The following is a 25,420-nucleotide window of genomic DNA, read 5'->3' on the forward strand; positions in this document are numbered from 1 at the left end:
TCCGATCACTTAGCGTAAAAATAGAATCAAGAAAAAGAACGGTTAGCAGGTGATCGGATAACTCCGGAATCGCTGATCGGATTCACCGAAATACGCAGCTTACTTAGCATCTGCCAGAATAAATTTTTATCGTTACAACAAACTGTCGTTATCGCACTATCTGGAAGATCTTTTGGGCTATGTTCCTGACTATCTCAACAGGCCAGAGCAGCCCAGGTTATCTAAAGACGAAGTGAAAGCGAGGCAAGCCAAAGCGGCTCTCGATACGGCAAGAGCGAAATCAGCTAAAACATTGGCAAAGCTACATGATGCTGTTTTGTCTTGCCAGCAACTGGGGCTTAAAGTGACCCAAGCAAACGTTGCGCGCCAGGCTAAGGTAAGTATCCGAACTGTTAAAGGGCGATGGCATCAATTAGCTGACAGTCCAGAGGCTTAGTAAGCCGTCTTCCTCGACCGCATTTATTCATCTTGAAGGGGCGACTGGATGTTGATTTCCTTCTGCCTCCATGCCGCTCAGTAAAATTGTACAACTTAAAATAATCGCTTTTGTAAACCATAGTTTGCAGCTTCAAGCCCAAAAGGTGCAATTAGCTGTCTTCTATTTATCCCCTGCAAGGGCGAAGGTTTTTGCCTCGGTGCTTGAGGGCATATCTTAAGAGGTTATATTGAGCGAAATACGGGCGAAAAAATTAGAGAAGCAGTGATTTTCAAGGTGCGAAATGGATGTCAAAAAGAAGAGTAAAATATTGAAAAATAAGGAGTTAAATGGTCGGTACGGCGGGATTTGAACCCACGACCCCTGACACCCCATGACAGTGCGCTACCAAGCTGCGCTACGTACCGACGTGGCACCCATCATAATGAATTAAGAAGCAAATGCAACGGGCAAACTACTGACTGCGTCTTTTTTGCCCAGCGCGCACCGTGCACCTGCATGCGTCAGAATCGGTGTCCCCACGACGGCATAGTGTCTGCCGGGTGATGCGAATGCATGTTCATTCTGCGCAGCTGATCCAACCGGGTCTGGATCGCCAATTGCAAGCTACTGGCCTGCTCAAAGAGTTCGGCCAGCATAAACTCGTCGCCATGCAGCACAAAACGGTCGCTGACAGGCTCATACAGGCAAAACATCGCGTCATCATCCATCCATGTGATCACCTGATTTTCTGCAGAGAAATGATGAACCTGGTAATGTGTTTCAGTGTGTTCATGCACAACCCGATACAACTCTTCGCTGTGGGCCCATAACTTTTCATTGTGCAAAGGATGTTGTAAGTCCGGCAAGTCCAGTTCAGCGCGAAGTGCGATGGCTTTATGCCCCAGCTCAAGGCCAGTTTCGCCACCGCATTTCGCTGGCCAAAATACCCTGGATAACTGATGGTAATGCCATAACAGAAGGTGGATCGACAAATACAGCTCATCACTCAATCTACGCTGTTCACTGGTATCCTCGCTCCTGTTATCCAGCTGTTGCACCTGCTCTTTCAGTTTTCGGTGAGTCATCAACACCGCATTCGCATGAATTTCAGCGTCGGTGAGCTGCCATTCAATTTCTTTATCATCAATCACGGTACACCTCTGCATCTGCACTACAGTACTTAGTCAAGTTTAGAAAGCATGCACTGAGGTGCAAGTGACTCAGTTTATTGTTTTCCGTATGATTTTTTCAGTTTCCCCCTACCCATAGAGAAAAAAATGCCTAAGAAACTGAAACTAGGGCATAAATACAATTCCATTATTATCAAATGAACATAAAAGCAGCTATGTAAGAAGCCGGTATTTTTATGGTTCATCTTATCAAACTCTTTGTTGACCAATTATCGCCCCAAGTCCCGGCCAAATAACGTAAAATAGCGCGCCCGCCGCTCAGCACTTTGAGGATCTGTATGCTGAAATTTTTCGAACGCCTGACACAAGCTTTTCCTGCCGAAGAACCAACTCAGCCGCCCAAAGGTTTGTACGCCTTCTGCCGTCACTACAGTAAAGGCATGGTGGTTCCTCTGCTGGTGATGTCAGTGCTCACCGCGCTGTTAGCGGCGCTGGAAGTGTCTCTATTTGGCTATATGGGTCAGTTGGTGGACTGGCTGGTCAGTAAAAACCCGGAGACCTTCTGGCAAGAAGAACAACAAACCTTAATTGGCATGGGTCTGATGCTGGTGGTGGTGTTGCCGCTGCTGGTGTTTCTGCACTCAGCCATGATCCACCAGACGATTTTGGGTAACTACCCTATGTCCATTCGCTGGCTGGCTCACCGTTACCTGCTGAAGCAAAGTTTTGGTTTTTACCAGGATGAGTTTGCCGGACGTATCGCCACCAAAGTGATGCAAACTGCGCTGGCTGTGCGTGAAACCGCAGTCAAGCTGTTGGATGTGATGGTGTATGTGCTGGTGTACTTTGGCTCCATGCTGTACCTGATTGCAGAGGCTGACTGGCGCCTGGTGCTGCCGATGCTGGTCTGGCTCGCCGTGTACATTGTGATCCAATGTTATTTCATCCCACGCCTGAAACAAGTCTCTACCGAACAGGCCGACGCCCGCTCCGAAATGACAGGCCGGATCGTCGACAGCTACACCAATATCAGCACCATTAAATTGTTTTCGCACACAGACCGCGAATCGGCCTATGCCCGCGAAAGCATGGAGCTGTTTTTAAAACCTGTGTACCGGCAGATGCGCCTGGCGACCTGGCTGAATGTCTGGGTGCAAAGTGCCAACTACCTGTTGGTATTTGCCATTGCCACTCTGGCTATCTGGTTATGGTCCGCCAATGCCATCAGCGTCGGTGCTATCGCTATTGCAGTCACCCTCGCCTTACGGTTAAGTGGCATGTCGCAGTGGATCATGTGGGAAGTCAGCGCCCTGTTTGAAAACATCGGCACTGTGGCCGATGGGATCAGTAGCCTGGCCAAACCCCAGTTAATAGTCGATAAAGCCGATGCCCCTGCGTTGTCGGTGCCGCAGGGTCAGATTGAGTTTTCGGGATTGAGCTTTAATTACGGCAAAACGGTGACCGAACAAGGTCCGGTGATTAATCAGCTGAACTTGTCGATCAAAGCAGGTGAAAAAGTGGGCCTGGTTGGCCGCTCCGGCGCGGGCAAATCAACCCTGGTCAACCTGCTGCTGCGCTTTTACGACGCCGACAGCGGCGAAATTCGTATTGACGGCCAGAACATCCGGGACGTGCAACAAGAAAGCCTGCGTGCCCATATTGCGATGGTGACTCAGGATACCTCGCTGCTACATCGCAGCGTGCGCGAAAACATTCTGTACGGTCGGCCGGATGCCACAGAGCAAGACATGCTTGACGCGGCCCGCCAGGCAGAGGCTGACGCCTTTATCCACGAATTGACCGACCCCAATGGCAACAGCGGCTTTGACGCGCAAGTCGGTGAACGTGGAGTGAAATTGTCGGGTGGTCAGCGCCAGCGCATCGCCATCGCGCGGGTGCTGCTGAAAAACGCGCCTATTCTGATCCTGGACGAAGCCACATCGGCGCTGGACTCTGAAGTGGAAGCCGCCATTCAACACAGCCTGAACCAGCTGATGGTGGGAAAAACAGTGATTGCCATCGCGCACCGGCTCTCCACGATCGCCGCGATGGACCGGCTGATTGTGCTGGATAAAGGTCAGATTGTCGAACAGGGCACACATCAGCAGCTGATTGCTGCTGGAGGCATTTACGCTCAGTTGTGGGCTCATCAGACCGGTGGTTTTATCGGCATCGATTAAACCAGGGGATGCGATCAAAACAGGCCGGAATTCCGGCCTGTTTTAGTCCGCCTCTGTGATCACGCTTAACTCAACCGGGGGTCCGTTTCTGCGACTGCCGGTTGTTGCTGATGCTGCTGTACAAACTGACGCAGCGCCGAATAAGGTTTTAAATCGGCCAGCTTACGAAACTCCAGCCAATCCACCAGGGTATACAGGCTCATCGCCAGGTAATCCCAACGGGCAAAACCGCCCAGCTTCACCTGTTCATTCAAGGCGTCCAGGCACGCCGTGATACGTTCATGCTGCAGATTAAAGAACAGCTTGTCTTCGCTGGTGTCCAGGCCTGAGCGCTGGCACAGCAACAGCTCGACCAGAGAATCATTGACGGCATTAATGAGGGTCAGGGTATTCTCTTCAGGCCAGCTTAATGGCGCCAGGTTCAGCTTCTGCACTAAGTAACGGTAGATCACGTTGGAGTCAAACACATGCTGCCCGCCATCCACCAACACAGGCACTTTACGCGCAGGGTTGTGCTCAACCAGGGTGGCACGCCCTGAGCTTTCAAAAATATTTAACGCGACAAATTCATAAGGCTGTGTTGCCAGCAACAAACGCAGGCGACGAACGTAAGGGGAAGCCACTGAACCAAACAACTGCATACAAACTCCTGACTTAGTGCGGTGTTGACTGCAGTGTATACCCAAGTGCCCTCAAGAAGCGAGTCGCTGAGCCATTAGTTGGTCGCGAGTAAAAGCGGCAGTTTTGAGCAGTATCAAGCGTATTCATCTGACATGATTTTCTTAGTTGTTCATGCCAGTCAGCCCCTGGTAACGAGGCGGTTGCAGGTAAAAATCCCACACAGCACGGCCAATGGCTGCCATCAGCGCTTCGTCTTTATCCAGGCTTTCACGGGACGCGGTAATAAACACCGTCACCAGCACTGTGCGTCCGTCAGGTAATAGCATCACCCCGGTGTCATTGGCCGCCGCACGAATTTGCGCCTGCACGCCAGAGGTGCCGGTTTTGTGCGCCACAATGGCTGTTTTTGGTAACTGACCACGCAACCGGTTCAACCCGGTCGTACTCTGACTCATCCACTGCCAAAGTTGACGTTGTAGTTCAGCACTTAACAGCTGACCTGACATAAAACGCTGCAACACACGACTGGCCGCCCCGACACTGCTCCAGTTCTCAAATTGCACCGACCAGCCACTGTGCATCCGTGCCTCGTTGGCGCGGATCTGGATTTCCTCGATACCGAGTGTGCGTAGATACGCTTCCAGTGCGGCAGGTCCGCCGGTTAAGCCAAATAACAAATCGCAGGCATTGTTGTCGCTGTCGCGCACGGCGTATTGCAGCAACTGCGCGACCGTCAGCTGAAACTTTGGCTGTGTATATTTTTTCAGCATCGGACTCCAGCTGTTTTGCAGCAAACGGCTGCGGTCGATCTGCACCTGTTGCAGCAAGGACAACTGCTGTTGCTGCACCAAATGCAATACGTGTAAGGCCTGATACAACTTAAACACACTTTGCAGCGGAAACTGGGTGTTGCCCTGCAGCTCGACCACCGGATAGCCCCAGGGGTCGACCACAGAAACCCCAACAGTGGCTTTGTGGCCCTTGGTCAATTGCTCGATACGCTGCTGCAAGGTGTCCGCTGACACAGACCAGCACAACAACACGGACCCGAAGATCAGCCAGCGGAAACAAAAACGGGTGAATAAAAGCGGCATCAGGACTCCTTGTCGCCAAAGAAATCCCGGCTTGTCGCCGGGATTGGCAGGTGGTTAATTCAGATCGCGCGAAGCGAGTTCCCGGTTCGGCTGAGCACGCTCGCGTGGCGCACTTTGCATTTTAGGCGCTTCATAGCGCGGAGTGGCCTGGCGTTCAAAGGATCGGCTTGGCGCCGACTCGCTGCGGCTCTGGCGCTGCTCGGGTTGATAGCGTGGTACTGCGGCTTCCCGCTGCATGTTCGGTTGTGGCTGATACACCCGGTCTGGGCGCTCGACCCGTTTAAACGAAGGTTCGCTACGCTCTGCCATAACCCGGGTTGATTCCTGGCTACGTTGTGGTTGAGACCAGCTGCGATCTGTTGTAGGGCTCTGACGCAATTGCTCGCGCACCTGTGCCTGATCCGGCGCTGTTCGTTGCGGACTGTATTCACGGTTCTGCAGACGATTGCTGTCCAGCTGCGGCCTGTCCTGACGCAGGGCTTCCCGCCGCTGCGCTTCATTGTCGACACGGCGTTCGTTTGGCGAAACGCGCTGACGCTCAGGTTCAGTTTTGCTGCGCTGCACCAGTGCATCACCTGTTTTGCTGCGCTCAAACTGACGTTGTTTGTCGTCAAAACGCTGGTCTTTTTGCGCTACGCGCTGCTCTTTGTGTTCAATACCACGTTCTTCGCGGGTCCGGTTGGCCCAATCGCGGTGCTGTTGCTGATCTTTGTAACTGCGGTTGCCGTTAAACTCCCGGGTTGGCTGATAACCGGCATGATAGCTGACGCCCTGACGGTGATGCGGATCATGGCGCCAGTGCTGCGAATTCTTGTGCCGCACTATCTGATGGCTACTGTAGTAGCGTGGGCTGTTCCAGTGTGAATGACGGTCAATTACCACAATCTGGCGGCGCGGCCAATGAAAAGTACTGAAGTAAAAACCCGGGGCAATGCGGATGCCAACGCCCCAATAGAAACCTGTGGATACGACATAGCCACGTGGCCGTTCAAAGCAGAATGGATCATAGCTGCGCCACCACCAAGGGCCGTAGACAGTCCATGGATCGTAATAAGGCACATACACGACGCTTGGAGACGCAGGTTCAATAATGATGGTTTTTTCTTCCCGGATCACTTTCACCTGTTGCTGTTTGGCCAGTTGACCGGATTCATAGGCTTTGCTTCGCAAGGTCTGAATACTGGCCATCACCTGCCCTTCCTGCGCCAGAAAGGCATCACCCAGCCGCTGAGTCCAGTCAATATCATCGCTCATGCGTTGCAGCAACTCAGGAAAAGCCACCAGCGCTTTGACACTGGGGTCCCAATCCTGGTTTTCTACCGCATTCACCGCATCTTCCCCTTTCAGGTTTGGATGCTCTTCGGCCCAGCGGTGCGCTTTAATCACTTCTAGCGGATAAGTAGAGGCAATTAACACATGAGACAACACTGTGTCCGGATAAAGCGCAATGGGCGCCAACATTGCGTCCAGCTGCCCCTGATTAAATTCCTGCACCACAGTGCCCGCACTAACCGTTTGTTGCGCCATCGCCGGATTTAATAGCACGGCGGGGCTGAGCAGCAAGGCACCAACTGAGAGGTATGAGATCAGGGGTTTCATGGCTTTTGTACTCCTGCTGCGACTGCAGCATCAATCGGCAAATTCGGTGGTTTGCCGGGCCACACTGTTCAGTTATTACATCAATGACCAGTTTGATTTAGGTATAGCAAAGCTTGTGTGAACGCTTTCTGAATAAAACATCAGCAAAAGCCTTTACCCAGCCACTTTGACTCTTTTGAACGCCGAAGGTTTAAAGCCAGTGACCAAAGCCGTGCCAACAATCACAGTCGCCACCCCCACTATCGTATGCCAGCCGATCACTTCGGCTAAAAACAGGTGGCCCCAAAACACGCCAAATACCGGAATTAAAAAGGTGACTGTTAATGCTGAAGTGGCACCCTCATCTTCCACCAAACGGAAAAACAGCAGGTAAGCCACACCGCTGCACAATACGCCAAGTGCCAGCACCGCCCCCACCACACCAAGGCTGATCTCGCCCTGCACCGGCGATGCGAAAATAACCGGCGCTAATATCAGGCTGGATGCCCACATCGAGCCATGCGCATTGGCAAAGCCCGGCACCTTTTTCGCATTTTTAGTGTAATGGGTGGCGATGCCGTAACAAAACGCCGCACCTGCCGCAGCGACCACAGCCAGCATAGCGCCAGGTTGAAGCAGTACTGGGTCAAAGCCCACCAGAATGGCGACGCCACTGATGCCCAAAATCAAACCGAGCAGCACAGTCCAACTGACTTTTTGCCGGAACCAGACAATACCAATCAGCGCGCCCCAGATAGGCGCGGTGGCATTAAGCACCGATAGCACTGAAGCCGTCAGGGTTTGCGCAGCAATAGCGAATAGCAAAAAAGGCAAGGCGGAATTAAAAAAGCCCAGAATAAAATAATGCTTCCAGTGTTCTTTCCAGTGCAGCGCCTGCTTTAACAGGACACCGACTCCGGCCAGAAACAGCGCAGCAAAAAACACCCGGCCCGTCATTAAGGCAGCAGGACCTAACGATTCCACCGCAATGCGCATAAACAAAAAGGAGGAACCCCAAATGGCGGCCAGACTGAATAAACGAACAAGACTACTGAGTTGCATAACTCTCCTGCGCAGCGCAGCTGGGTGGCGATCAGAACAGAGCCCCTCGGGCCCTACGTACATAACTATGCAAAAAAACTGAAAAATTTACAGAAGCCAGCTTGATGTTCTATGCAGCACTGTTGCATAATTACCAGGCTTCATTTTTGCTTTATTGCTTCAGCCCGGACCCCTTTGGTTCGGGCTTTTTCATTTATAGCGCTGAATAAACTCAGCCTTTTTCGTCCTGGCCAATGCGGCTTGCTACCGCATTGGTTTGTTGCTGGTACTTGGCGTCAACCCTTTTGTTGTAAGGACGCGCCGCTTCACCTGTCATCAGTTCAAAATTGAGCGCACCAATTTTCATATTCGGCCGCAGCGCCAGCGGCAAACGCCCACTGTTGTAGAATTCCAGTACGATATTGCCCGACCAGCCCGGGTCGATGCGGTGTGCCGTGACGTGCACCATCAGACCAAGCCGCGCCAGCGACGAACGGCCATCCAGCCAGCCGACGATATTGGCAGGCAAGGTCACCGACTCCAGCGTGACCGCCAATGCCAGCTCGCCAGGGTGCAGAAAAAAGGCGTCGTCATCCGACAGCAGAATTTCTTCACTCATCACTGAATTCAGCGCTTGTTCCACTTCTTCCCGCGGACCGCTTAAATCAATAAAAGGCGCGGCATAAGGCCGGAAGGTACGAAACGAATGCCCCAGACGAATATCCACGCTAACACCACTGATCATGTCAGGGGTCGGTTTCGGGTTAATCTGAATTTTGCCTTCGTCTAAATAGGCTTCAATATCGCGGTCACAAAGTCTCATCAGTTAATCATCCGTAAAAATAATTTCAGGCGCAGCAGCTTGTTGTAATGAGCGCCAATATAAAGCAAAAATCAGTTGTCTCGCTATCTGCTTGTAATTTTCAGTGCCGGAACCGGCTTGTTGCACCAAGGGAACCCCTGCGTCACCGGACTGACGGATTTGCGTATCCAGCGGTAACTGGCCGAGCACTGGTAACTGATAGCGCTGCGCCAGCTCGAGTCCGCCCTGGCTGCCAAACACGTCATCCTGCGCACCACAGCTTTTGCACTGGTAATAACTCATGTTCTCCACCAGCCCCAGCACAGGCACCCGCACCGAGTTAAACATGGCGACCGCTTTTTGCGCGTCGGCCAAGGCAACGTCCTGCGGTGTGGTAACAATCACCGCGCCTGACAGTGGTATTTTCTGTGACAGCGTCAGTTGAATATCGCCTGTGCCCGGCGGCATATCCACCACCAGGTAATCCAGCTCACCCCAGTCGGTTTCATTTAATAACTGCAACAAGGCCTGACTGGCCATAGGCCCACGCCAGACGGTGGCAGAGTCCGGGTCAACCAGAAAGCCAATTGACTGCACCGCCAGGCCAGCCGCTTGTTTTGGCAATAGGTGTTTTTCATCCGCTGATTCGGCTTTTTGCCCTTGCAGGCCCAGCATCAGCGGAATAGACGGGCCGTAAATGTCGGCATCCAGCAAGCCCACTTTGGCGCCTTCCTGCGCCATGGCCACAGCGACATTAACCGCCGTGGTGGATTTACCCACCCCACCTTTGCCGGACGCGACCAGAATCACTTGTTTGATGCCTTTAAACAGTGCGGGTAACGAATTTTGGTAGCGCAGCTCCAGTTGCAGCTTCGGGTCTAACTGCAACAGCCTTGGTAACAACTCGGCGCTGAGGCTTTGCCAGGCAAAAGGCAGGGTCAGTGTCAGCCGGTGATCTTTGTCCTGCCACTCGAGCTGCTGCACCACCTGGGTCAGTGGCAGCGGCATTTCAGTCGGCTGAAAATCAGCGATGCATTGTGCAATAGCAGCGGGAACTTGGTTCTTGCTACGGGATAACCAGTCAAACCACATAGACTGTCCTTGATGCAGGGGGAAACGGATGCGCTTTCATGTCGGCTATTGTATCATTAGCGCACTATTTTTTTCTGTTCTCTCTATGGGTTATCGATGACAGCACGCAAAATTCTGATCACCAGCGCTCTTCCTTATGCCAACGGCCCCATTCATTTAGGCCATATGCTGGAATACATTCAGACCGACATTTGGTCCCGCTTCCAAAAAGCCCGTGGTCACCAGTGTTATTACGTCTGTGCAGACGATGCCCACGGCACACCAATTATGCTCAAAGCCCAGCAACTGGGCATGACACCAGAGCAAATGATTGGACAGACGGCCATTGAGCACAAAGCCGACTTTGCTGAGTTTTTAATTGGTTTTGACAACTACCACAGCACCCACAGCGATGAGAACCGCGCTTTTGCCAGCGAGATTTATCAGAAGCTGGACGCCGGTGGTTACATTAAACGCCATACCATTAGCCAGTTGTTTGACCCGGAAAAACAATTGTTCCTGCCAGACCGTTTTGTCAAAGGCGACTGCCCTAAGTGCGGAGCTTTGGATCAAAACGGCGACAGTTGTGATGTCTGCGGTGCAACCTACAGCCCAACCGAGCTGAAAAACCCGCGTTCTGTGGTGTCGGGTGCCACTCCTGTGCTGAAAGATTCTGAGCATTACTTCTTCGACCTGCCGTCTTTTGAACAGATGTTGCAAGACTGGACCCGCAGTGGGTCACTGCAAGATGAAATGGCCAACAAACTGCAGGAATGGTTTAAAGAAGGCCTGCAGCAGTGGGACATCAGCCGCGACGCACCGTATTTTGGTTTTGAAATTCCAGGCGCCCCGGGCAAGTTTTTCTATGTCTGGCTGGACGCCCCTATCGGCTACCTGGCCAGCTTTAAAAATTACTGCGACAAAACCGGTGTCGACTTCAGCCAGTTCTGGGCCAAAGACTCAGACGCTGAGGTGTACCACTTTATCGGTAAAGACATTATCTATTTCCACAGCCTGTTCTGGCCTGCCATGTTAGACGGTGCAGGCTACCGCAAGCCGACCAGCGTGTTTGCCCATGGTTTTGTCACCGTCAATGGCGCCAAAATGTCCAAGTCACGGGGCACTTTTATCAAGGCCCGCACTTATCTGGAACATTTAAACCCGGAATACCTGCGTTATTACTTTGCCTCTAAGCTAACCAGTGGCATTACCGACCTGGACCTGAATCTGGAAGATTTCGCGCAAAAGGTCAACTCAGATTTAGTTGGCAAAGTGGTCAATATCGCCAGCCGCTGCGCCAGCTTTATCAGCAAGAAATTTGATGGCAAGTTAAGTGCCACAGTGGTAGAACCAGCGCTGTATGCCGAGTTTGCTGCGGCCGGTGACAGCATTGCGGAAAGCTTCGAAAAACGTGAGTTTGCCCGTGCCATTCGCGACATTATGGCGCTGGCCGACAAAGCCAACCAGTACATTGACGCCAAAGCGCCCTGGGTGCTGGCGAAAAACGACGCCACGCTGGAAGAAGCGCACCTGGTGTGCTCTATGGGTATTAACCTGTTCCGCGTGCTGATGCATTACTTAAAGCCAGTACTGCCAGCCATGGCGGCTGAAGTTGAAGCCTTCTTAAACAGCCCGCTGAGTTGGGACAGCTACCAGCAGCCGCTGACAGCCCATGCGGTCAACCCATTTAAAGCGCTGATGCAGCGCGTTGAGATGAGTAAAGTCGAAGCCATGGTTGATGCCAGCAAAGAAAACCTGCAGCCTGCGGCCCCTGCTCCGGCGCCAGCCGCCAAAGCGGAACAAGCAGCAGCTGCTGCGCCAGCCGTAAGTGGTGAGATTGAGCCTATTGGTGAAACCATCAACATTGATGACTTTGCCAAACTGGACCTGCGGGTCGCACTTATTGTCAGCGCCGAACATGTTGAAGGTGCTGACAAACTGGTGAAACTGCAACTGGATTTAGGCAATGAACAACGCCAGGTGTTTGCCGGTATTAAATCGGCCTACCAGCCAGAGCAATTGGTCGGACGCCTGACGGTGATGGTGGCCAACCTGGCGCCGCGTAAAATGCGCTTTGGCATGTCCGAAGGCATGGTGATGGCCGCAGGCCCTGGCGGCTCGGAGATTTTCCTGCTGACGCCAGATTCAGGCGCAACAGCAGGCATGCGGGTAAAATAAAAAATGGGCGGTTTACCGCCCCTTTTTTCACGGCTTGTCTATACCCAAGCAACTTGATGTTGCGGGGAGGCGGCAAGCCAGTGAGACCCCAGGAGCATAGAAATCCTATATGACTGGGGCGAGATGGAGCAGCCAACAAAGCCGCAGCTTCAAGTACGACGGGTATATACAGGACCTTTTATGTCGACTTCTTTACGGTCATTTTCTTCGCTTTACTCGGCAACCTTGCTTGCCCTGCTGGCCAGTGGCGTACTGACGACTTACCTGGGGTTGCGGCTGGCAGCCGATCAGGTGGCTCAAATCTGGATTGGCGGCATGATGTCGGCTTATTACCTTGGCCTGGTGGGCGGCTCTAAAGTGGGTCACCGTTTAATTGCTCAGGTCGGCCATATCCGTACCTTTGTCGCCAGCGCAGGTGTCACCAGCGCCTCAGCCTTGGGCCATGCGCTGATTGATGATTTAGCGGTCTGGCTGGTGCTGCGGCTATTGGTCGGCACCGGCATGATGTGTATGTATATGGTGCTGGAAAGCTGGCTGAACGAACAAGCCGACAGTAAAAACCGCGGTACTGTGTTTGCCAGTTACATGATTGTGTCGTACCTGGGCCTGATGCTGGGTCAGGCGGCGATAAGCATTAGCCCTGAACTGGACTTAAAACCACTGTTAATCGTTGGTATGTGCTTTGCGCTTTGCCTGGTACCGCTGGCGCTGACCCGCCGCATTCACCCGGCACCATTGCAACCGGCACCGCTAAAAATTCGGGTGTTCTGGCAACAGGTGCCACAAAGCCTGACCACAGTGGCGATGGCTGGGGTAATTGCAGGTAGCTTTTACGGTCTGGCTCCGGCTTATGTCGCCAGCCAGGGCGGTGACACCAAACAAGTGGCGCTTTATATGAGCTGCACCATAGTGGCCGGCCTGTTGGCTCAGTGGCCCATGGGTAAATTGTCAGACCGGGTGCGCCGCAGCCGGCTTATTCGCACCAATACAGTGATCCTCGGCTCCATTGCACTTTGCATCGCCTTGTTGCCGTTGGCCGGTTGGTTGCAACTGGTATTTACCTTTGCTTATGGCATTTTTGCTTTTACGCTGTACCCGCTTGGCACAGCGCTGGCCAACCAAAACGTCGAACAATCCCAGCGGGTGGCTTTGTCGGCGACTATCCTGCTGACCTTCGGCTTAGGCGCCAGTATAGGCCCTCTGTTGGCGTCGGGTTTAGTACAGTTACTTGGCTATCGGATGCTGTATGGCTTTATCGCCCTCTGTACTTTGTTGTTGTTCCTGCGCCTTTCGCAGGTGAATTACCAGCAAAAGCAGCAGGACAAGCAAAAAACCCAGGATTATGTGATGGCATCCGGCGATTTGGTGTCCTCACCGCTGGCGGCAGCACTGGACCCACGGGTCGATGAGCAAACTGTGCAGCAGCAAATGGTGCAGCCGGTGCATATGGACACCCCGCTGCCGAATGCAGATCAGGAGCTGTCGAGTCAGGAGCTATCGAGTCAGGAGATGGTTGAGCCCCAGCAAAGCGATGGGCCGGTGGACCAGGAGCAACTGACTAACGGGCCAGACAGTGACGACTCAGACCATGAGGCTTCAAAACAAGCCGCAGCAGAAAAACCACCAGCCCCTTGACCCTTTAAGCCCTTGAAAACGAGGGCGACAGCCTTATATCAGAGGTATTCATCCAATGGAGTACCTCTGATGTCGACCCTTGATTTACTGAACTGGCGTTATGCCACCAAAAAGATGCAACCAAGCAGCGCGGTGCCAGCTGAGCGTTTGGAATATATTCTGGAAGCCATTCGCCTAAGCGCCAGCTCCAGCGGGCTGCAGCCTTACCAGGTGCTGGTGGTGACGAACCCGGAGCTGAAAGCCCAAATCCGCGCCGTCGCCTGGAACCAGTCTCAGGTCACCGACTGCTCTCACCTGCTGGTCTTTGCCGCGTGGGACAATTACACCGCCGAGCGCATCAATATGATGTTTGACCTGGTCAACGAGCAACGCGGCTTTAAAAACGATGGCTGGGAAGCCTACCGCCAACAACTGCTGAGCCATTACCCGCAGCGTCCGGCTGAAGTGAACTTTGAACATGCCGCCCGTCAGGCCTATATAGGTTTGGGTTCGGCGCTGATTGCCGCCGCCGAGCAACAAGTCGACGCAACGCCAATGGAAGGTTTTGAACCGGCGAAAGTCGATGAAATTCTGAACCTGGCGGAGCTTGGGTTGAAGTCGGTATTGCTGTTGCCACTGGGCTATCGTGCAGCCGAAGGCGACTGGCTGGTGAACCTGAAAAAAGTGCGCCGTGCCACGCAAGACTTTGTGATCCAACGCGACTAATACGCAAAAGGGAGGCACAACGCCTCCCTTCTGTTGGGGTCAGGTCTTGAATTTTGCATAGCCATGCAAAATTCAAGACCTGACCCCTTTTTGTTGCGAGCTGTTAGTGGGCTTTGTCCGCCAGTTTGCGCAGCACTTTTGACACAGCGACAAATGCAAAACTGCCGGTGACCACTGTGACGGCGCCAAAACCGCCCGAGCAGTCCAGCCGCATACCGGACTGAGCCCCTTCTAAGTCAGGTTTAGTCTGGCAGACCGTGCCATCACCCGCCGGATACACCAGCTGCTCAGTGGAATACACCGCATCAATGCCAAAGCGGCGTTTCGGGTTGCGGCTGTAGTTGTAATCGCGCCGCAGCGTATTTCGCACTTTGGCCAGCAGCGGGTCATAGGTGGTCTGGCTTAAATCGGCCAGCTGAATTTGGGTCGGGTCGGTCTGACCGCCGGCTCCGCCGACAGTTACCAACGGAATTTTATTGCGTTTGCAGTGGGCAATCAGCGCCACTTTGGCTTTGATGGAATCGATGCAATCCACCACATAGTCAAAGCCTGCACTCATCAATTGGGCGATATTGTCGGTGGCAACAAAATCTTCAACACAAGTCACCTGGCAGTCCGGGTTAATGGCGCGAATACGATCCGCCATCACCGCCACTTTGTCCTTGCCTATGGTGCCGGTCAGCGCATGCAGCTGACGGTTGGTGTTGCTGATGCAAATATCATCCAGGTCAATCAGCGTAATGCGGCCAATGCCCGAACGCGCCAGCGCTTCAGCAGCCCAGCTGCCGACACCGCCAATACCGACGACACAGACATGGCTGTGCTGAAATTTTTCCAGCGCTTTCACGCCATACAACCGGCCTATACCGGCAAAACGTAATAGATAATCTGACATGATTAATCCGATGGTGTGGCATCTAAGCCAGCGCGTAAATGAAGCAGAGGAAAATTCAGCAGCCAGGGACAGGCCCAGTCAGTCGCCAGTTGCTGTGCCAAGGCACTGCTTTGAAATGCCTCACCTTCGGTCGGTGGCAACACCAGCTCAATCCACTGCCCCTCCCACTGAAAACGCAGCGCATAGGCATGCAGATATAAGCGGTCTGCGCTATCGCCCTTGTACAGCTCGTCCCCCAGCAACGCGGCGCCAACACTTTTCAGCGCCACCCGCACCTGATGGGTTTTCCCTGTGTAGGGCTTGACCAGATAAGCTCGACGGCCCCCTTCGGCCAGACCAGCCGAGATAAAATAGCTGACCGCCGGGTTCGACTGCGCCGTGGTCAGCATCCAGGCCGAACGGCGCGCCTGCACCATATCGCCTTTCACCCAACCCTGCTTTTTTTTGGCTTTACCACTGGAGAGCGCTAAATACCATTTATCAATACCAGCACTGGCAAACAGTGCCGAAAAGCGCGCGGCGGCTTCACTGCTACGGGCCAGAATAATCAGGCCACTGGTGCCTTTGTCCAGCCGATGCACCGCATAAAGCTTTTCGCCCAGCTGCGCTTCGGCCAGCGCCACCAGCCCAGCTTCAAACTCGCTATGAAAACTCAGGCCGGAGGGTTTATTCAGCACGACAAAATCGGCCTGTTGGTGCACCAGCTGCAGGCTCATGCGCGGTCAAACTCCAGCGCAAAAGCCCTGGCTTTTTCCAGATCCTCTGGCGTATCGACGCCCATCGCCGGTCGTTCCAAAGCAGTGGCCACATGAATAGCCTCGCCTTGCCATAACACCCGCAGCTGCTCCAGGCATTCGACCTGCTCCAACTGCGATGCTGGCCAGCGCACATACTGCTGAATAAAACCAGCGCGATAGGCATAAATACCTATATGACGGCGGTAAATAGCCGCCAGCTGCTGCGAAAACGCCTGGTCACGGTCAAACGGGATCACCGAGCGGCTGAAATACAGGGCATAACCGTCTTTATCGGTCTGTACCTTCACCACATTGGGGTTAGTAATTTCGTCGGCATCCGCCAGGGTGACCGCTAACGTCGCCATCCGGGCTTTGCTCTGCCCGGACAGATTGTCAGCGACCTGACGAATAAGGGCTGGCTGGATAAAAGGCTCATCGCCTTGCACATTCACCACCACAGTATCATCCGGCAGGCCCAGCTGCTGCACCACTTCGGCCAGCCGTTCAGTGCCAGAGTTATGGCGTTCACTGGTCATGCAGACTTCAGCGCCGAAACTGCGGCAATGGGCAGCGACTTGTTCGTTGTCGGTCGCAATCACCACCCGCTCAGCGCCGCTTTCGCCAGCCTGACGCCAGACCCGTTCAATCATACTGGTGCCGGCAATATCAGCCAGAGGCTTACCAGGCAGCCGGCTCGACGCAAAACGCGCCGGGATCACCACTAGGAACGCCATGTTTCCGCCTCATCCAGCGTCAACTGCCGGGCTTCGTTCACCAGCAGCACCGGAATATGCTGACGCACCGGGTACGCCAGCCTGTCAGCCACACAAATCAGTTCCTGTTGCTCTTTATCCAGCTTCAGTTTGCCTTTGCACACCGGGCAGGCAATGATGTCGAGCAGCGCTACATTTAACGCCATATCAGCTCCTTGGTTGAATGCGTTGCAGCAGCCAGGGGATCAACTCCGGGCTGCCCTTAATAGGGGTAAGTTCAGCCTGAACCGGCAGATAAAACCAGTCGGCTTTGGCAAAGGGGCGGCATTTCACCGCATCTTTTTCAGTCATCAGCACAGGCCCATCAATGGCCGCCAGACTATCGGCACTAAACGCAAAATGATCAGGAAAAAATTGCGTCGCCGCCACCTGCACACCGCAGGCTTCAGCGGTTCTGATAAAACGCTGCGGGTTGCCGATTGCCGCTACCAAGGTAACGGCTTCGCCTGTCCAGTGCGCAGAGCCTACCAGCGCAACTGGCGCTCCAGCTTGTAACGCCATCCGGAACCCCGGCAACCCAGCAGGCAGCGCAAAGTGACTGCCGACGCTTGCGCTATTAACCACCACAGCACTGGCATTGGCCAACCGGCTGACAGGTTCACGTAACGGACCAGCGGGCAGTAGTTGGCCATTGCCAAAACCACGCTGACCATCAATCAGTACCAGTTCAAGGTCACGTTGCAGCCGGTAATGCTGCATGCCGTCGTCAGAAATAATCAGGTCCAGCGGGTACTGCGCCAGTAAATGTCGGGCCGCAGCCACCCGGTCCGGACAAACCACCACAGGGCAACCACTGCGGCTGGCCAGTAAATAAGGCTCGTCGCCCACGTCGACTGGTGAATGCTCAGGCCTGACCAACAGCGGCGCAGTGATACGAGCGCCATAACCGCGGCTGACAATACCCACCCGAAGGCCACGTTGCTGCAACTGCTGGCACAGATACAAGGTCATTGGCGTTTTGCCTGTACCGCCCACGCTGATATTGCCAACCACCAGCACAGGCACGGTCATACGTTCGCTTTTCAGCCAGCCCAAACCATAAGCAAAGCGCCGCCAGGCGCCAATAAGCCGGTACAACAGACTCAGCGGCCACAGCAGCAGCGTGCCGCGATGTTCGCCGTACCAGCCCCGTTCAAACCAGTTCATCAGGCCTCACTGAACTGCATCTTGTAGAGTTGAGCGTAATAGCCGTCCAGCGCCAGCAACTGCTGATGGTTACCCCGCTCGACAATTTTACCCTGATCCATCACCAGGATCAGATCCGCCTGTTCAATGGTCGACAAGCGGTGTGCAATCACCAGGCTGGTACGCCCCTTCAGCAGTTCATCCAGGGCCGATTGAATTTTACGCTCAGACTCTGTATCCAGCGCCGAGGTGGCTTCATCCAGGATCAGCAGCGGCGCTTCACGCAGCAAAGCACGGGCAATGGCGATACGCTGGCGCTGGCCACCAGACAAGGTGACGCCGTTTTCACCAATCACGGTGTCGATGCCTTCAGGAAGCTGATTGGCAAACTCCATCACATGGGCGCGCTCAGCCACCTGCAGCAGTCGCTCCCGACTCAGGTCACCGCGGTAGGCATAAGCAATATTGTTAGCAATGCTGTCGTTAAACAGCACCACTTGTTGCGACACTGTCGCCATCTGCGCGCGTAAAGAATCCAGTGTGCAATGCTGAATATTCACGCCATCGAGCAGAATCTCGCCCTGCTCTATTTCGTAAAAACGCGGCAATAAACTGGAAATGGTGGTCTTGCCACTGCCTGAACGACCAACCAGCGCAACGGTCTGGCCGGGCTGTGCGGTAAAGCTGATATCGTTCAGCACCTGACGGCTGTGCCCAGGGTAGTTAAAGCTGACATTATTGACCTGCAACAAGCCTTTGGCCTGCTGCAGTTGCACTGTGCCCGTATCCTGCTCTGACGGCTGGTCCAGCACTAAAAACACATTGGCCGCGGCGGTCATACCACGCTGAAATTCACTGTTGACCGTAGTCAGCTGTTTCAGTGGTTTGAGCAGTAGCATCATCGCCGCCAGAATTTCGCTGAAGATACCCGGCGTCAGGGTTTCCAGCATCGCCGGGAAGCTCGCCAGGTAAATCACAAAAGCCAAAGCAAACGAAGCAATCAGTTGGATCAGCGAAACGCTGATCGAACGCGTCGCTTCCATTTTGACGTCCAGCTGGCGGTTGCGGTTATTGACGTCAGCAAATTTGCGGTTTTCCAGCTCGACAGCGCCAAAAGCGCGGATCACCTTATGACCGTTCAGCATCTGCTCTGAACTGCTGGTGACATCGCCCATCGAGTTTTGAATACGGGAGCTGATGACCCGAAACCGCTTGGACACCTGCGACACCACCACTGCAATCAGCGGCGCAATCAGCAGGAAAATCAGCGACAGCTGCCAGCTGTTCCAGAACATCAGGCCAAGGCAGCCAAACACAAAGACGCCTTCGTGGATCAACACCACCAGCGCTTTGCTTGAGGTTTGTTTGATTTGCTCCGCATCGTAGGTGATTTTTGAAATCAGCTCGCCGGTGCTGTGTTTGTCGTGGTAACTGACAGGCAAGGTCATCATTTTGCTAAACAATTCTTGCCGCAAGTCTTTGACGATATGGGTGCCAGCCCAGGTCAGACAGTAGCTGGAGATGAAATTAAATACGCCCCGCAGCAAAAACATGCCAATGACAAAAACCGGCGCCCAGGCCAGGTAATTAGTGTCTTTCTGGCTGATACCACGGTCAATAAAGTCACCAAACTGGGAGATAAACAGAATATCCACCCCGGCGTAACCCGCCATACCGACAATAGCGACGGCAAACGCTGGACGATAAGATTTCAGATAACTGAATAAACGTCTGGCAGTAGCACGCATATCAATTTGATTTACAGACAAAATACATTCCTTGAGCAGAATTCTGCCGACATTCTACATGGTTCAATCGCCAGTTTCAGCTGTTATCCCCCAGCGGCATCAGAGTGCTGCAGAATTGCGCAACCAAAGGGGCCACAGCCGCTGCCGGTAAAGCCAAATCTCCACCTCTGCGGCTCGAAATCTTAGCTCAATAGCACCCTGCTGGCCTGTATCCAGCAATGGGATTTGCAGCAGGGCTAACCGGGCCTGTACATCGGCATGCGGGTGACCGTAACTGTTTAACGCACCCGCACTGTTCAGCGCCATTAATGGGGATAACTGCTGCAAAAATTCAAGCCCCGACGAGCTGTTACTGCCATGATGGCCCAGCAATAGAAAATCTGCTTTGCCCCAATTGTGCTGCAGGTATCTGAGCTCTGCGGCCTGTCCACTGTCACCGCTGGCCAGAAAGGTCCAACCAGCCCAGCTCAGTTGCAACCAGCAAGACCCGTCGTTGCTGCTGGTATCCAGGCCAAACCGCTCGCTGCGAAGCCGGGCCTGCCGCCAAAATGGTGGCAAACTGCTACAGGGTTGTTGTGTCAGGCCAGTGGCAAAATCTGCCAGCAGCGCTGTGTGCGGATAGGATTGCAGCAGTTTCCTGTAGTCGCCCGTGTGATCTGCATCAGCATGACTGAGCAGCAGATAATCCAGCTGCGAAATGCCCTGATACTGCAGATAAGGCATCACATAGGCTTCGGTGGCACTGAAATCCCCATAGCGCGGACCGGCGTCATACAACAAACCGCGACGACCTTGTTGCAGCAGCAGTGCAGTGCCCTGCCCAACATCAATCAGGTGCAGCCGCACCTGACTGCTGTCAAAGCGGCCCGCCGAAAAGGCGGGCACGAATAACAGCGCCGTCAGTGGCACCAAAGGAACTCGGCGCCAGCCAAAGGCCAGCAGCACCAGCGCCGCAAAAAGCGCCAATACCGAAGCCGCGGTTTGGGCCGGTAACAACCACCAGTGCTCGGCATCGGCACTCCAGAGCAGCCACTGCAGCAAGGGCCGCGCCAGCCAGTCCGCCAGCTGCCAATGCCATAACCAGCTGGCAGGCGATATCAGGTCAATCAGCACCGCCAGAAACAACCAGGGGATCAGCACCAGTGAACACCAGGGCACAAACAGCAGGTTAGACAGCAGTGCCAAAGGCGCCACACCATGAAAAAACAGTAAAGTAGGTACGGCCATCAGCACAGTCATCAGCAGCTGAAAGCGTAGCCCCCACAGCAGCTTGGCCCGAAAGCCCTGTTCGCGCAGCGGGTAACGCCACAGCAACAGCAACAACAACCCGACCGCCAGCACCGTCAGCCAGAAACTGATACTCAGCACCCAAAGCGGTTGCAGCAGTAACAATGAGGCAGCCAACAACAACCAGACTTGCAGATAGCTGAGCCGCTGCCGGTTGGCCCATAACAACACGCCAAGTGCCAAAGCCAGCAAAGCTCTTAAGGTCGGAATGGCCAACCCTGCCAGCAGGCTGTAGTAACAGGCGACAGCCAATGCCAGCCAGGGCGCATGCTGATGCAAAAAAGCCCAGCCGCAGCGCCTTCCCAGCCAGCGGCTTAACGCAGCCACCCAGCCAAACAACAAGCCGATATGAAAACCTGAAATAGAAATAAGATGCCCGAGCGCACTGGCCTGTAATCCCAGCCAAAGTTCGCTGCTAAAGGGGCGCTCCCCTAATGTCAGCGCACTGATCAGCGCAAAGCCAGGCCGTTCGCCAAAACGCGCGAGCCAGCTGTTATACAGCCGCTGACGCTGCGCCAGCTCAGGCTGCAGCAGCAGGCCCTGACTGACCTGACAACTGGCCAGCACGCCAACTGCATAGGCATTGGCTTCCACCGGCGCCGAGCCCGGATTGGCCGGTGGGCGCACCGGCTTGCACTTGAGTTTCAGCTGCCAGCGCTGGCCCTGTCCCAGCAATTCCGGCGCCTGAGCCCAGCCAAGGCGCAGCGAATAGCCTTGATACGGCGCTGTATCCAGACGAAATTGCACTCGGCTGTAATCCCGACCTGGCTGCACCATAGCGCTGATCTGGCCTTGCAACCAGAGCGGCTGCGTCCGCAGCAGCTGCTGACTCAGGCTCTGATGCTGTTGCACTGCCGCCAGCGCAGACACCAGGCTCAGCAGCAAACCCGCAGCAAACCAACAGCGGGTATAGAGTAAAACCGGCAGGCATAAGAGCGCCCAGAGCCCGTTGAATGGCGGGATCTGTGGCCAGAACAACAGGCTGAGGCAGCCTGCAATCAGGCCGCAGCAAAAGGCGTTCATGTAAATTAAAAGTAAATAATGAGAACTCAAGTATGGCGGCAGCTGATGGCTTTGCAACAGCCAAGAGATGCATCTGCTCAGGGTTCGAAGGGCCTTCAGGATGGTGTAGCGAGCTTAGCCCGCTACACCAATATTTTAAGCGAATACAGGCGAATCCAGGCCAAAGCCGCTTAACTGCGACCCAGCACCACAGCGGGTTGCACCCGGCTGGCCTGAATGGCCGGGTACAAGGTGGCCAGTAAACTCAGTACTAACGCCACGCCAACCGTCAGCAGTACCTGCAACGGGTCGATTTTGGAAGGCACATAGTTAACGAAATAAATACTGGGGTCGAGTAACACAAAACCTGTCCAGCTGGTCAGCGCCGCAAACAAATTCTCAATCTGCCAGGCCAGCAGCAAGCCAACTGCAGCGCCAACCAGGGTGCCGACCAGGCCGTTGAGCCAGCCCAGCCACATAAAGGCTTTAACCACAGCGCCCCGCGGCATGCCCATGGTCAGCAGGATGGCAATATCGCTTTGTTTTTCCCGCACCGCCATCACCAGGGTAGCGACAATGTTAAAACAGGCCACTGCCAGCACCAGCACCAGCACCAGGTACAAAATGCTGCGCACCATTTGAATATCGTGGTACAAGTGGCCCTGGCTGCGTACCCAATCCAGCATATACACATAATCTTTTCCACTCAGCTGGTTGCCCAGTTCTCTGGACAATCGCGGCGCCGCAAACACATCCTGCACTTTAAAGGCCAGACCTTGCACAGCGCCGGGCGGGTAGTTCAGCCACCCGGCGAGCGCGTCCAGCTGCACCCAGCTTTGCTGGTAATCCATCTGCCCACCCATGCCAACAATAGCGGCTACGGTCAGACTGACATGTTTATGGCTGGCCAGACTGCCGTCGCTATTCTGCTGCGGCAACATCAGCTGCACTTCATCACCAATCCAGGCACCCAGCTCTTTCGCCACCCCTTGACCCAATACAATCTGCTGCGCTGTTAACTGGTCCAGACTGCCGGCTTTCAGAAAACGCTGCAACTCACTGACGCCCTGCTCAAGCTTCGGGTCAATACCACGCAAACTGGCAGCCTTCACCTGAGCACCAATCCGCATTAATGTGTTGGTTTTGATATAAGGCGCACCAGCCACTATGCCGGGCTGTTTTACCAATGCCGGCAACTTCTTCTGCCAGTGCAAAATAGGCTTGTCCACCGCCTGCAACTCAATATGCGGGATCACCGCCAGCAGCTGAGTGCGCAGCGCCTGTTCAAAACCGTTCATCACCGACAAGGCCAGTATCAGAATAGCCACCCCCAGACCTATGCCAATGGTGGATGAGGCGGAAATAAAACGGATAAAGGCATTGCTGTTACGGCTGTGGCGGTAACGCTGGGCCAATTGCCAGGACAAACTAGCCATGCGCAGCACCCAAACGGCCGTCTTGCATCCAGTACTGTTTATCCAGCCGGGCCGCCAGCGCTCTGTCGTGAGTCACCACAATAAAACTGGTGGATAATTCCTGATTGAGCTGACGCAGCAATTGGTAGATTTGTTCGGCAGTCTGATGGTCCAGGTTACCGGTCGGTTCGTCCGCCAGCACCAGCGCAGGTTCGCCCACTAAAGCCCGGGCAATGGCCACCCGCTGCCGCTCACCACCACTGAGCTCCGCCGGTCTGTGTTCAACCCGGTGCGACAAGCCTACTTTGTCCAGTAACCGCAAGGCGCGATGGCGGGCTTCCGCTTCCGGCGTCTTGCCAATCAGCAGTGGCATCATCACGTTTTCCAGCGCACTGAAGTCCATCAACAAATGGTGAAACTGATAAATAAAGCCCAGATGCTGGTTACGCAGTTTGGCTTTGGCGTCTGTGCTCAGGCTGGCAACTGGTTTGCCCAGCAGCACCAGGTCGCCCTGGTCCGGTAAATCCAGTGTGCCGAGAATATGCAGCAAAGTACTTTTGCCCGAGCCGGAACTGCCAACAATCGCCAGCATTTCGCCAGCCGCAACCGTTAAATCGACCCCATGCAACACCTGGGTTTCCTGCGAGCCATCGCGATAACTTTTACTCAGGCCACGGGCCACTAACACCTTATTCATCTCTTAATACTTCCGCAGGTTGAACCCGTACCGCGCGCCAGGCCGGGTAAATCACCGCCAGCGCCGTTAAGCCTAAGGCGGCCAGCACAATGGTCAGAATTTGCAGTGGCTGAATATCCGTCGGCAATGCCACACCGGCAATCACCTGAATACCTAAAACGGATAAAAGGGTATTCAGCTGCCAGGTCAGCAGCACACCGGCCACAGCACCGGTCAAGGTGCCCAGCAAGCCGTTATTCATGCCCTGCACGGCAAACACCATAAACAGCTGGCTGTCTGTCATGCCCTGAGTTTTCAGAATCGCCACTTCCCGTTGTTTTTCAGTCACCATCATCGCCAGCGCCGACACTATGTTAAAAGCCGCCACCGCAATGATCAGCAGCAGCATCAGCCACATCATGGATTTTTCCATCGCCACAGCGGCAAATAGCTTGCCGTGGCTGTCCCGCCAGTCGGTGACTGCGGTGACACCCGGCACAGACGCCACCAAAGGCTCCAGAGCAGGCGCATCAAAGGGCTCTTGCAAGGTCACCCGCCACTGGCTGCTTTGCTGTTGGCCGGCACTTAATTTTTTTAAATCAGGCAAATGCACCAGCGCCACGCTGTTGTCGAGCTCAGAGCCGGTACTGACCAGCCCTGCGACATTAAACAGCCGCTGCCGTGGCATCCACCCCATGGGGGTAAAACTGCCGCCCTGTGCCAGGATCAAACGGATTTGCTGGCCAGGGCCGACCTTTAATTGATCGGCCAACCCCACACCTAACATCACGGAATAAGGCTTGTCGGCCAGTTGCTGCCAGTCGCCCACCAGCAATGATTGCTGCAGGAATTCGGGAATGGCGGCCGGTTCAATGCCTTGCAATAACAAAGGCGTCAGCTCACCCGGGCTTTGCGCCAGTGCTTCCAGCTGCAAATGCGGAGTCACCTGAGTGATTTGATCAAACTCTTTGGGCAAATCAGCAGCCAGCTCTGGCTGTTCTGTACTGACCAGCAAATGCGGGATCACCCCCAGCACCCGCTGTTTCAGGCTGGCTTCAAAGCCATTCATCACCGAGCTGACCACGGTCAGCGCCAGTACACCGAGAAAAATACCAGTGACAGAAAATAAAGTGATAAAGGACAAGAAGCCACGGCCACGGCGGCTTTGGCTGTAACGCAGACCAATGCGGGCGAACAGAGGTAACGACAGGTTTTTCACAGCACCCCACTTTTACATGGCAACCGGCTTTTTCACAGCAGCTATGCTGGGCCGGGCAAGAAATTGCTGCGATAATAGTGAGAATCCGTT

At 54.3% G+C, this 25,420-nt stretch carries 22 protein-coding genes and 1 tRNA gene; 5 read left to right on the forward strand and 18 right to left on the reverse strand.

Translation table 11 applies throughout. From position 1 onward, the window contains the following. Positions 1–766 precede the first annotated feature (766 nt). A tRNA-Pro gene (locus tag ACFO3I_RS16330) sits at positions 767–843 on the reverse strand. Positions 844–939: 96 nt separating this feature from the next. Continuing rightward, entirely contained in the window at positions 940–1,584 is a 645-nt protein-coding gene (locus tag ACFO3I_RS16335) for a hypothetical protein (protein WP_377335789.1), read from the reverse strand. A 302-nt stretch (positions 1,585–1,886) separates the two neighbouring features. Here ACFO3I_RS16335 and ACFO3I_RS16340 point away from each other — a divergent pair, with 302 nt between their 5' ends. Beyond that, entirely contained in the window at positions 1,887–3,728 is a 1,842-nt protein-coding gene (locus ACFO3I_RS16340) for an ABC transporter ATP-binding protein (RefSeq protein WP_377335791.1), read from the forward strand. A 65-nt stretch (positions 3,729–3,793) separates the two neighbouring features. On the opposite strand, the gene ACFO3I_RS16345 is transcribed toward ACFO3I_RS16340, so the two are convergent. From ACFO3I_RS16345 to ACFO3I_RS16355, 3 genes are all read right to left on the reverse strand, one after another. After that, on the reverse strand, positions 3,794–4,369 hold the full coding sequence (locus ACFO3I_RS16345) for a glutathione S-transferase family protein (RefSeq protein WP_377335793.1): 576 nt from the start codon (positions 4,367–4,369) through the stop codon (positions 3,794–3,796). A 141-nt stretch (positions 4,370–4,510) separates the two neighbouring features. Next, a complete protein-coding gene (gene bla / locus ACFO3I_RS16350; protein WP_377335795.1) occupies positions 4,511–5,443 on the reverse strand; it encodes a class A beta-lactamase in 933 nt (310 codons plus the stop codon). A 54-nt stretch (positions 5,444–5,497) separates the two neighbouring features. Continuing rightward, positions 5,498–7,042, reverse strand: a complete 1,545-nt coding sequence (locus tag ACFO3I_RS16355) for a DUF3300 domain-containing protein (RefSeq protein ID WP_377335797.1) — start codon at positions 7,040–7,042, stop codon at positions 5,498–5,500. Between ACFO3I_RS16355 and ACFO3I_RS16360 the strand changes: the two genes are divergently transcribed. Further along, positions 7,041–7,163, forward strand: coding sequence for a hypothetical protein (locus ACFO3I_RS16360; RefSeq protein WP_377335800.1), 123 nt, complete (start codon positions 7,041–7,043; stop codon positions 7,161–7,163). The genes ACFO3I_RS16355 and ACFO3I_RS16360 overlap by 2 nt on opposite strands. A gap of 32 nt (positions 7,164–7,195) precedes the next feature. Here ACFO3I_RS16360 and ACFO3I_RS16365 read toward each other — a convergent pair whose 3' ends face one another. The 3 genes from ACFO3I_RS16365 to apbC form a co-directional block, all read right to left on the reverse strand. Next, positions 7,196–8,083, reverse strand: coding sequence for a DMT family transporter (locus ACFO3I_RS16365; protein ID WP_377335802.1), 888 nt, complete (start codon positions 8,081–8,083; stop codon positions 7,196–7,198). A 211-nt stretch (positions 8,084–8,294) separates the two neighbouring features. Continuing rightward, complete coding sequence (dcd, locus tag ACFO3I_RS16370) at positions 8,295–8,885, reverse strand: dCTP deaminase (protein ID WP_377335804.1); 591 nt, start codon at positions 8,883–8,885, stop codon at positions 8,295–8,297. A 3-nt stretch (positions 8,886–8,888) separates the two neighbouring features. Further along, the gene (gene apbC / locus ACFO3I_RS16375) at positions 8,889–9,956 is read right to left on the reverse strand and encodes an iron-sulfur cluster carrier protein ApbC (protein WP_377335806.1); all 1,068 of its coding nucleotides are present in this window, start codon (positions 9,954–9,956) and stop codon (positions 8,889–8,891) included. Between the two features lie 96 nt (positions 9,957–10,052). Here apbC and metG point away from each other — a divergent pair, with 96 nt between their 5' ends. The 3 genes from metG to ACFO3I_RS16390 all read left to right on the forward strand — a co-directional run bounded on the left by metG (position 10,053) and on the right by ACFO3I_RS16390 (position 14,453). Then, a complete protein-coding gene (gene metG, locus ACFO3I_RS16380) occupies positions 10,053–12,113 on the forward strand; it encodes a methionine--tRNA ligase (protein WP_377335808.1) in 2,061 nt (686 codons plus the stop codon). 180 nt (positions 12,114–12,293) lie between these two features. Further along, complete coding sequence (locus ACFO3I_RS16385; protein ID WP_377335810.1) at positions 12,294–13,748, forward strand: MFS transporter; 1,455 nt, start codon at positions 12,294–12,296, stop codon at positions 13,746–13,748. Between the two features lie 69 nt (positions 13,749–13,817). Further along, on the forward strand, positions 13,818–14,453 hold the full coding sequence (locus ACFO3I_RS16390) for an NAD(P)H-dependent oxidoreductase (protein ID WP_377335812.1): 636 nt from the start codon (positions 13,818–13,820) through the stop codon (positions 14,451–14,453). 103 nt (positions 14,454–14,556) lie between these two features. On the opposite strand, the gene tcdA is transcribed toward ACFO3I_RS16390, so the two are convergent. The 10 genes from tcdA to ACFO3I_RS16440 form a co-directional block, all read right to left on the reverse strand. Further along, on the reverse strand, positions 14,557–15,348 hold the full coding sequence (gene tcdA / locus ACFO3I_RS16395) for a tRNA cyclic N6-threonylcarbamoyladenosine(37) synthase TcdA (protein WP_377335814.1): 792 nt from the start codon (positions 15,346–15,348) through the stop codon (positions 14,557–14,559). Between the two features lie 2 nt (positions 15,349–15,350). Further along, positions 15,351–16,064, reverse strand: coding sequence for a TIGR01621 family pseudouridine synthase (locus tag ACFO3I_RS16400; protein WP_377335816.1), 714 nt, complete (start codon positions 16,062–16,064; stop codon positions 15,351–15,353). Next, on the reverse strand, positions 16,061–16,819 hold the full coding sequence (kdsB, locus tag ACFO3I_RS16405) for a 3-deoxy-manno-octulosonate cytidylyltransferase (RefSeq protein WP_377335818.1): 759 nt from the start codon (positions 16,817–16,819) through the stop codon (positions 16,061–16,063). The genes ACFO3I_RS16400 and kdsB overlap by 4 nt, the downstream gene beginning before the upstream one ends. Next, positions 16,807–17,004: a Trm112 family protein gene (locus tag ACFO3I_RS16410; protein WP_377335820.1), complete on the reverse strand. Its 198-nt coding sequence runs from the start codon at positions 17,002–17,004 to the stop codon at positions 16,807–16,809. Before ACFO3I_RS16410 ends, kdsB begins: the two co-directional genes overlap by 13 nt. Before the next feature lies 1 nt (position 17,005). Further along, on the reverse strand, positions 17,006–18,004 hold the full coding sequence (gene lpxK, locus ACFO3I_RS16415; RefSeq protein ID WP_377335822.1) for a tetraacyldisaccharide 4'-kinase: 999 nt from the start codon (positions 18,002–18,004) through the stop codon (positions 17,006–17,008). Continuing rightward, entirely contained in the window at positions 18,004–19,752 is a 1,749-nt protein-coding gene (gene msbA, locus ACFO3I_RS16420; protein ID WP_377335824.1) for a lipid A export permease/ATP-binding protein MsbA, read from the reverse strand. The genes lpxK and msbA overlap by 1 nt, the downstream gene beginning before the upstream one ends. A 78-nt stretch (positions 19,753–19,830) precedes the next feature. After that, complete coding sequence (locus ACFO3I_RS16425) at positions 19,831–22,071, reverse strand: DNA internalization-related competence protein ComEC/Rec2 (RefSeq protein ID WP_377335826.1); 2,241 nt, start codon at positions 22,069–22,071, stop codon at positions 19,831–19,833. A 140-nt stretch (positions 22,072–22,211) separates the two neighbouring features. Beyond that, the gene (locus ACFO3I_RS16430) at positions 22,212–23,456 is read right to left on the reverse strand and encodes a lipoprotein-releasing ABC transporter permease subunit (RefSeq protein ID WP_377335828.1); all 1,245 of its coding nucleotides are present in this window, start codon (positions 23,454–23,456) and stop codon (positions 22,212–22,214) included. Further along, positions 23,449–24,132, reverse strand: a complete 684-nt coding sequence (gene lolD / locus ACFO3I_RS16435) for a lipoprotein-releasing ABC transporter ATP-binding protein LolD (protein ID WP_377335830.1) — start codon at positions 24,130–24,132, stop codon at positions 23,449–23,451. Before lolD ends, ACFO3I_RS16430 begins: the two co-directional genes overlap by 8 nt. After that, positions 24,125–25,330, reverse strand: coding sequence for a lipoprotein-releasing ABC transporter permease subunit (locus ACFO3I_RS16440; RefSeq protein WP_377335832.1), 1,206 nt, complete (start codon positions 25,328–25,330; stop codon positions 24,125–24,127). Before ACFO3I_RS16440 ends, lolD begins: the two co-directional genes overlap by 8 nt. Between the last annotated feature and the right edge of the window lie 90 nt (positions 25,331–25,420).

It is taken from the genome of Rheinheimera marina (assembly GCF_042654345.1).
Classification (GTDB): Bacteria; Pseudomonadota; Gammaproteobacteria; order Enterobacterales; family Alteromonadaceae; genus Pararheinheimera; species Pararheinheimera marina.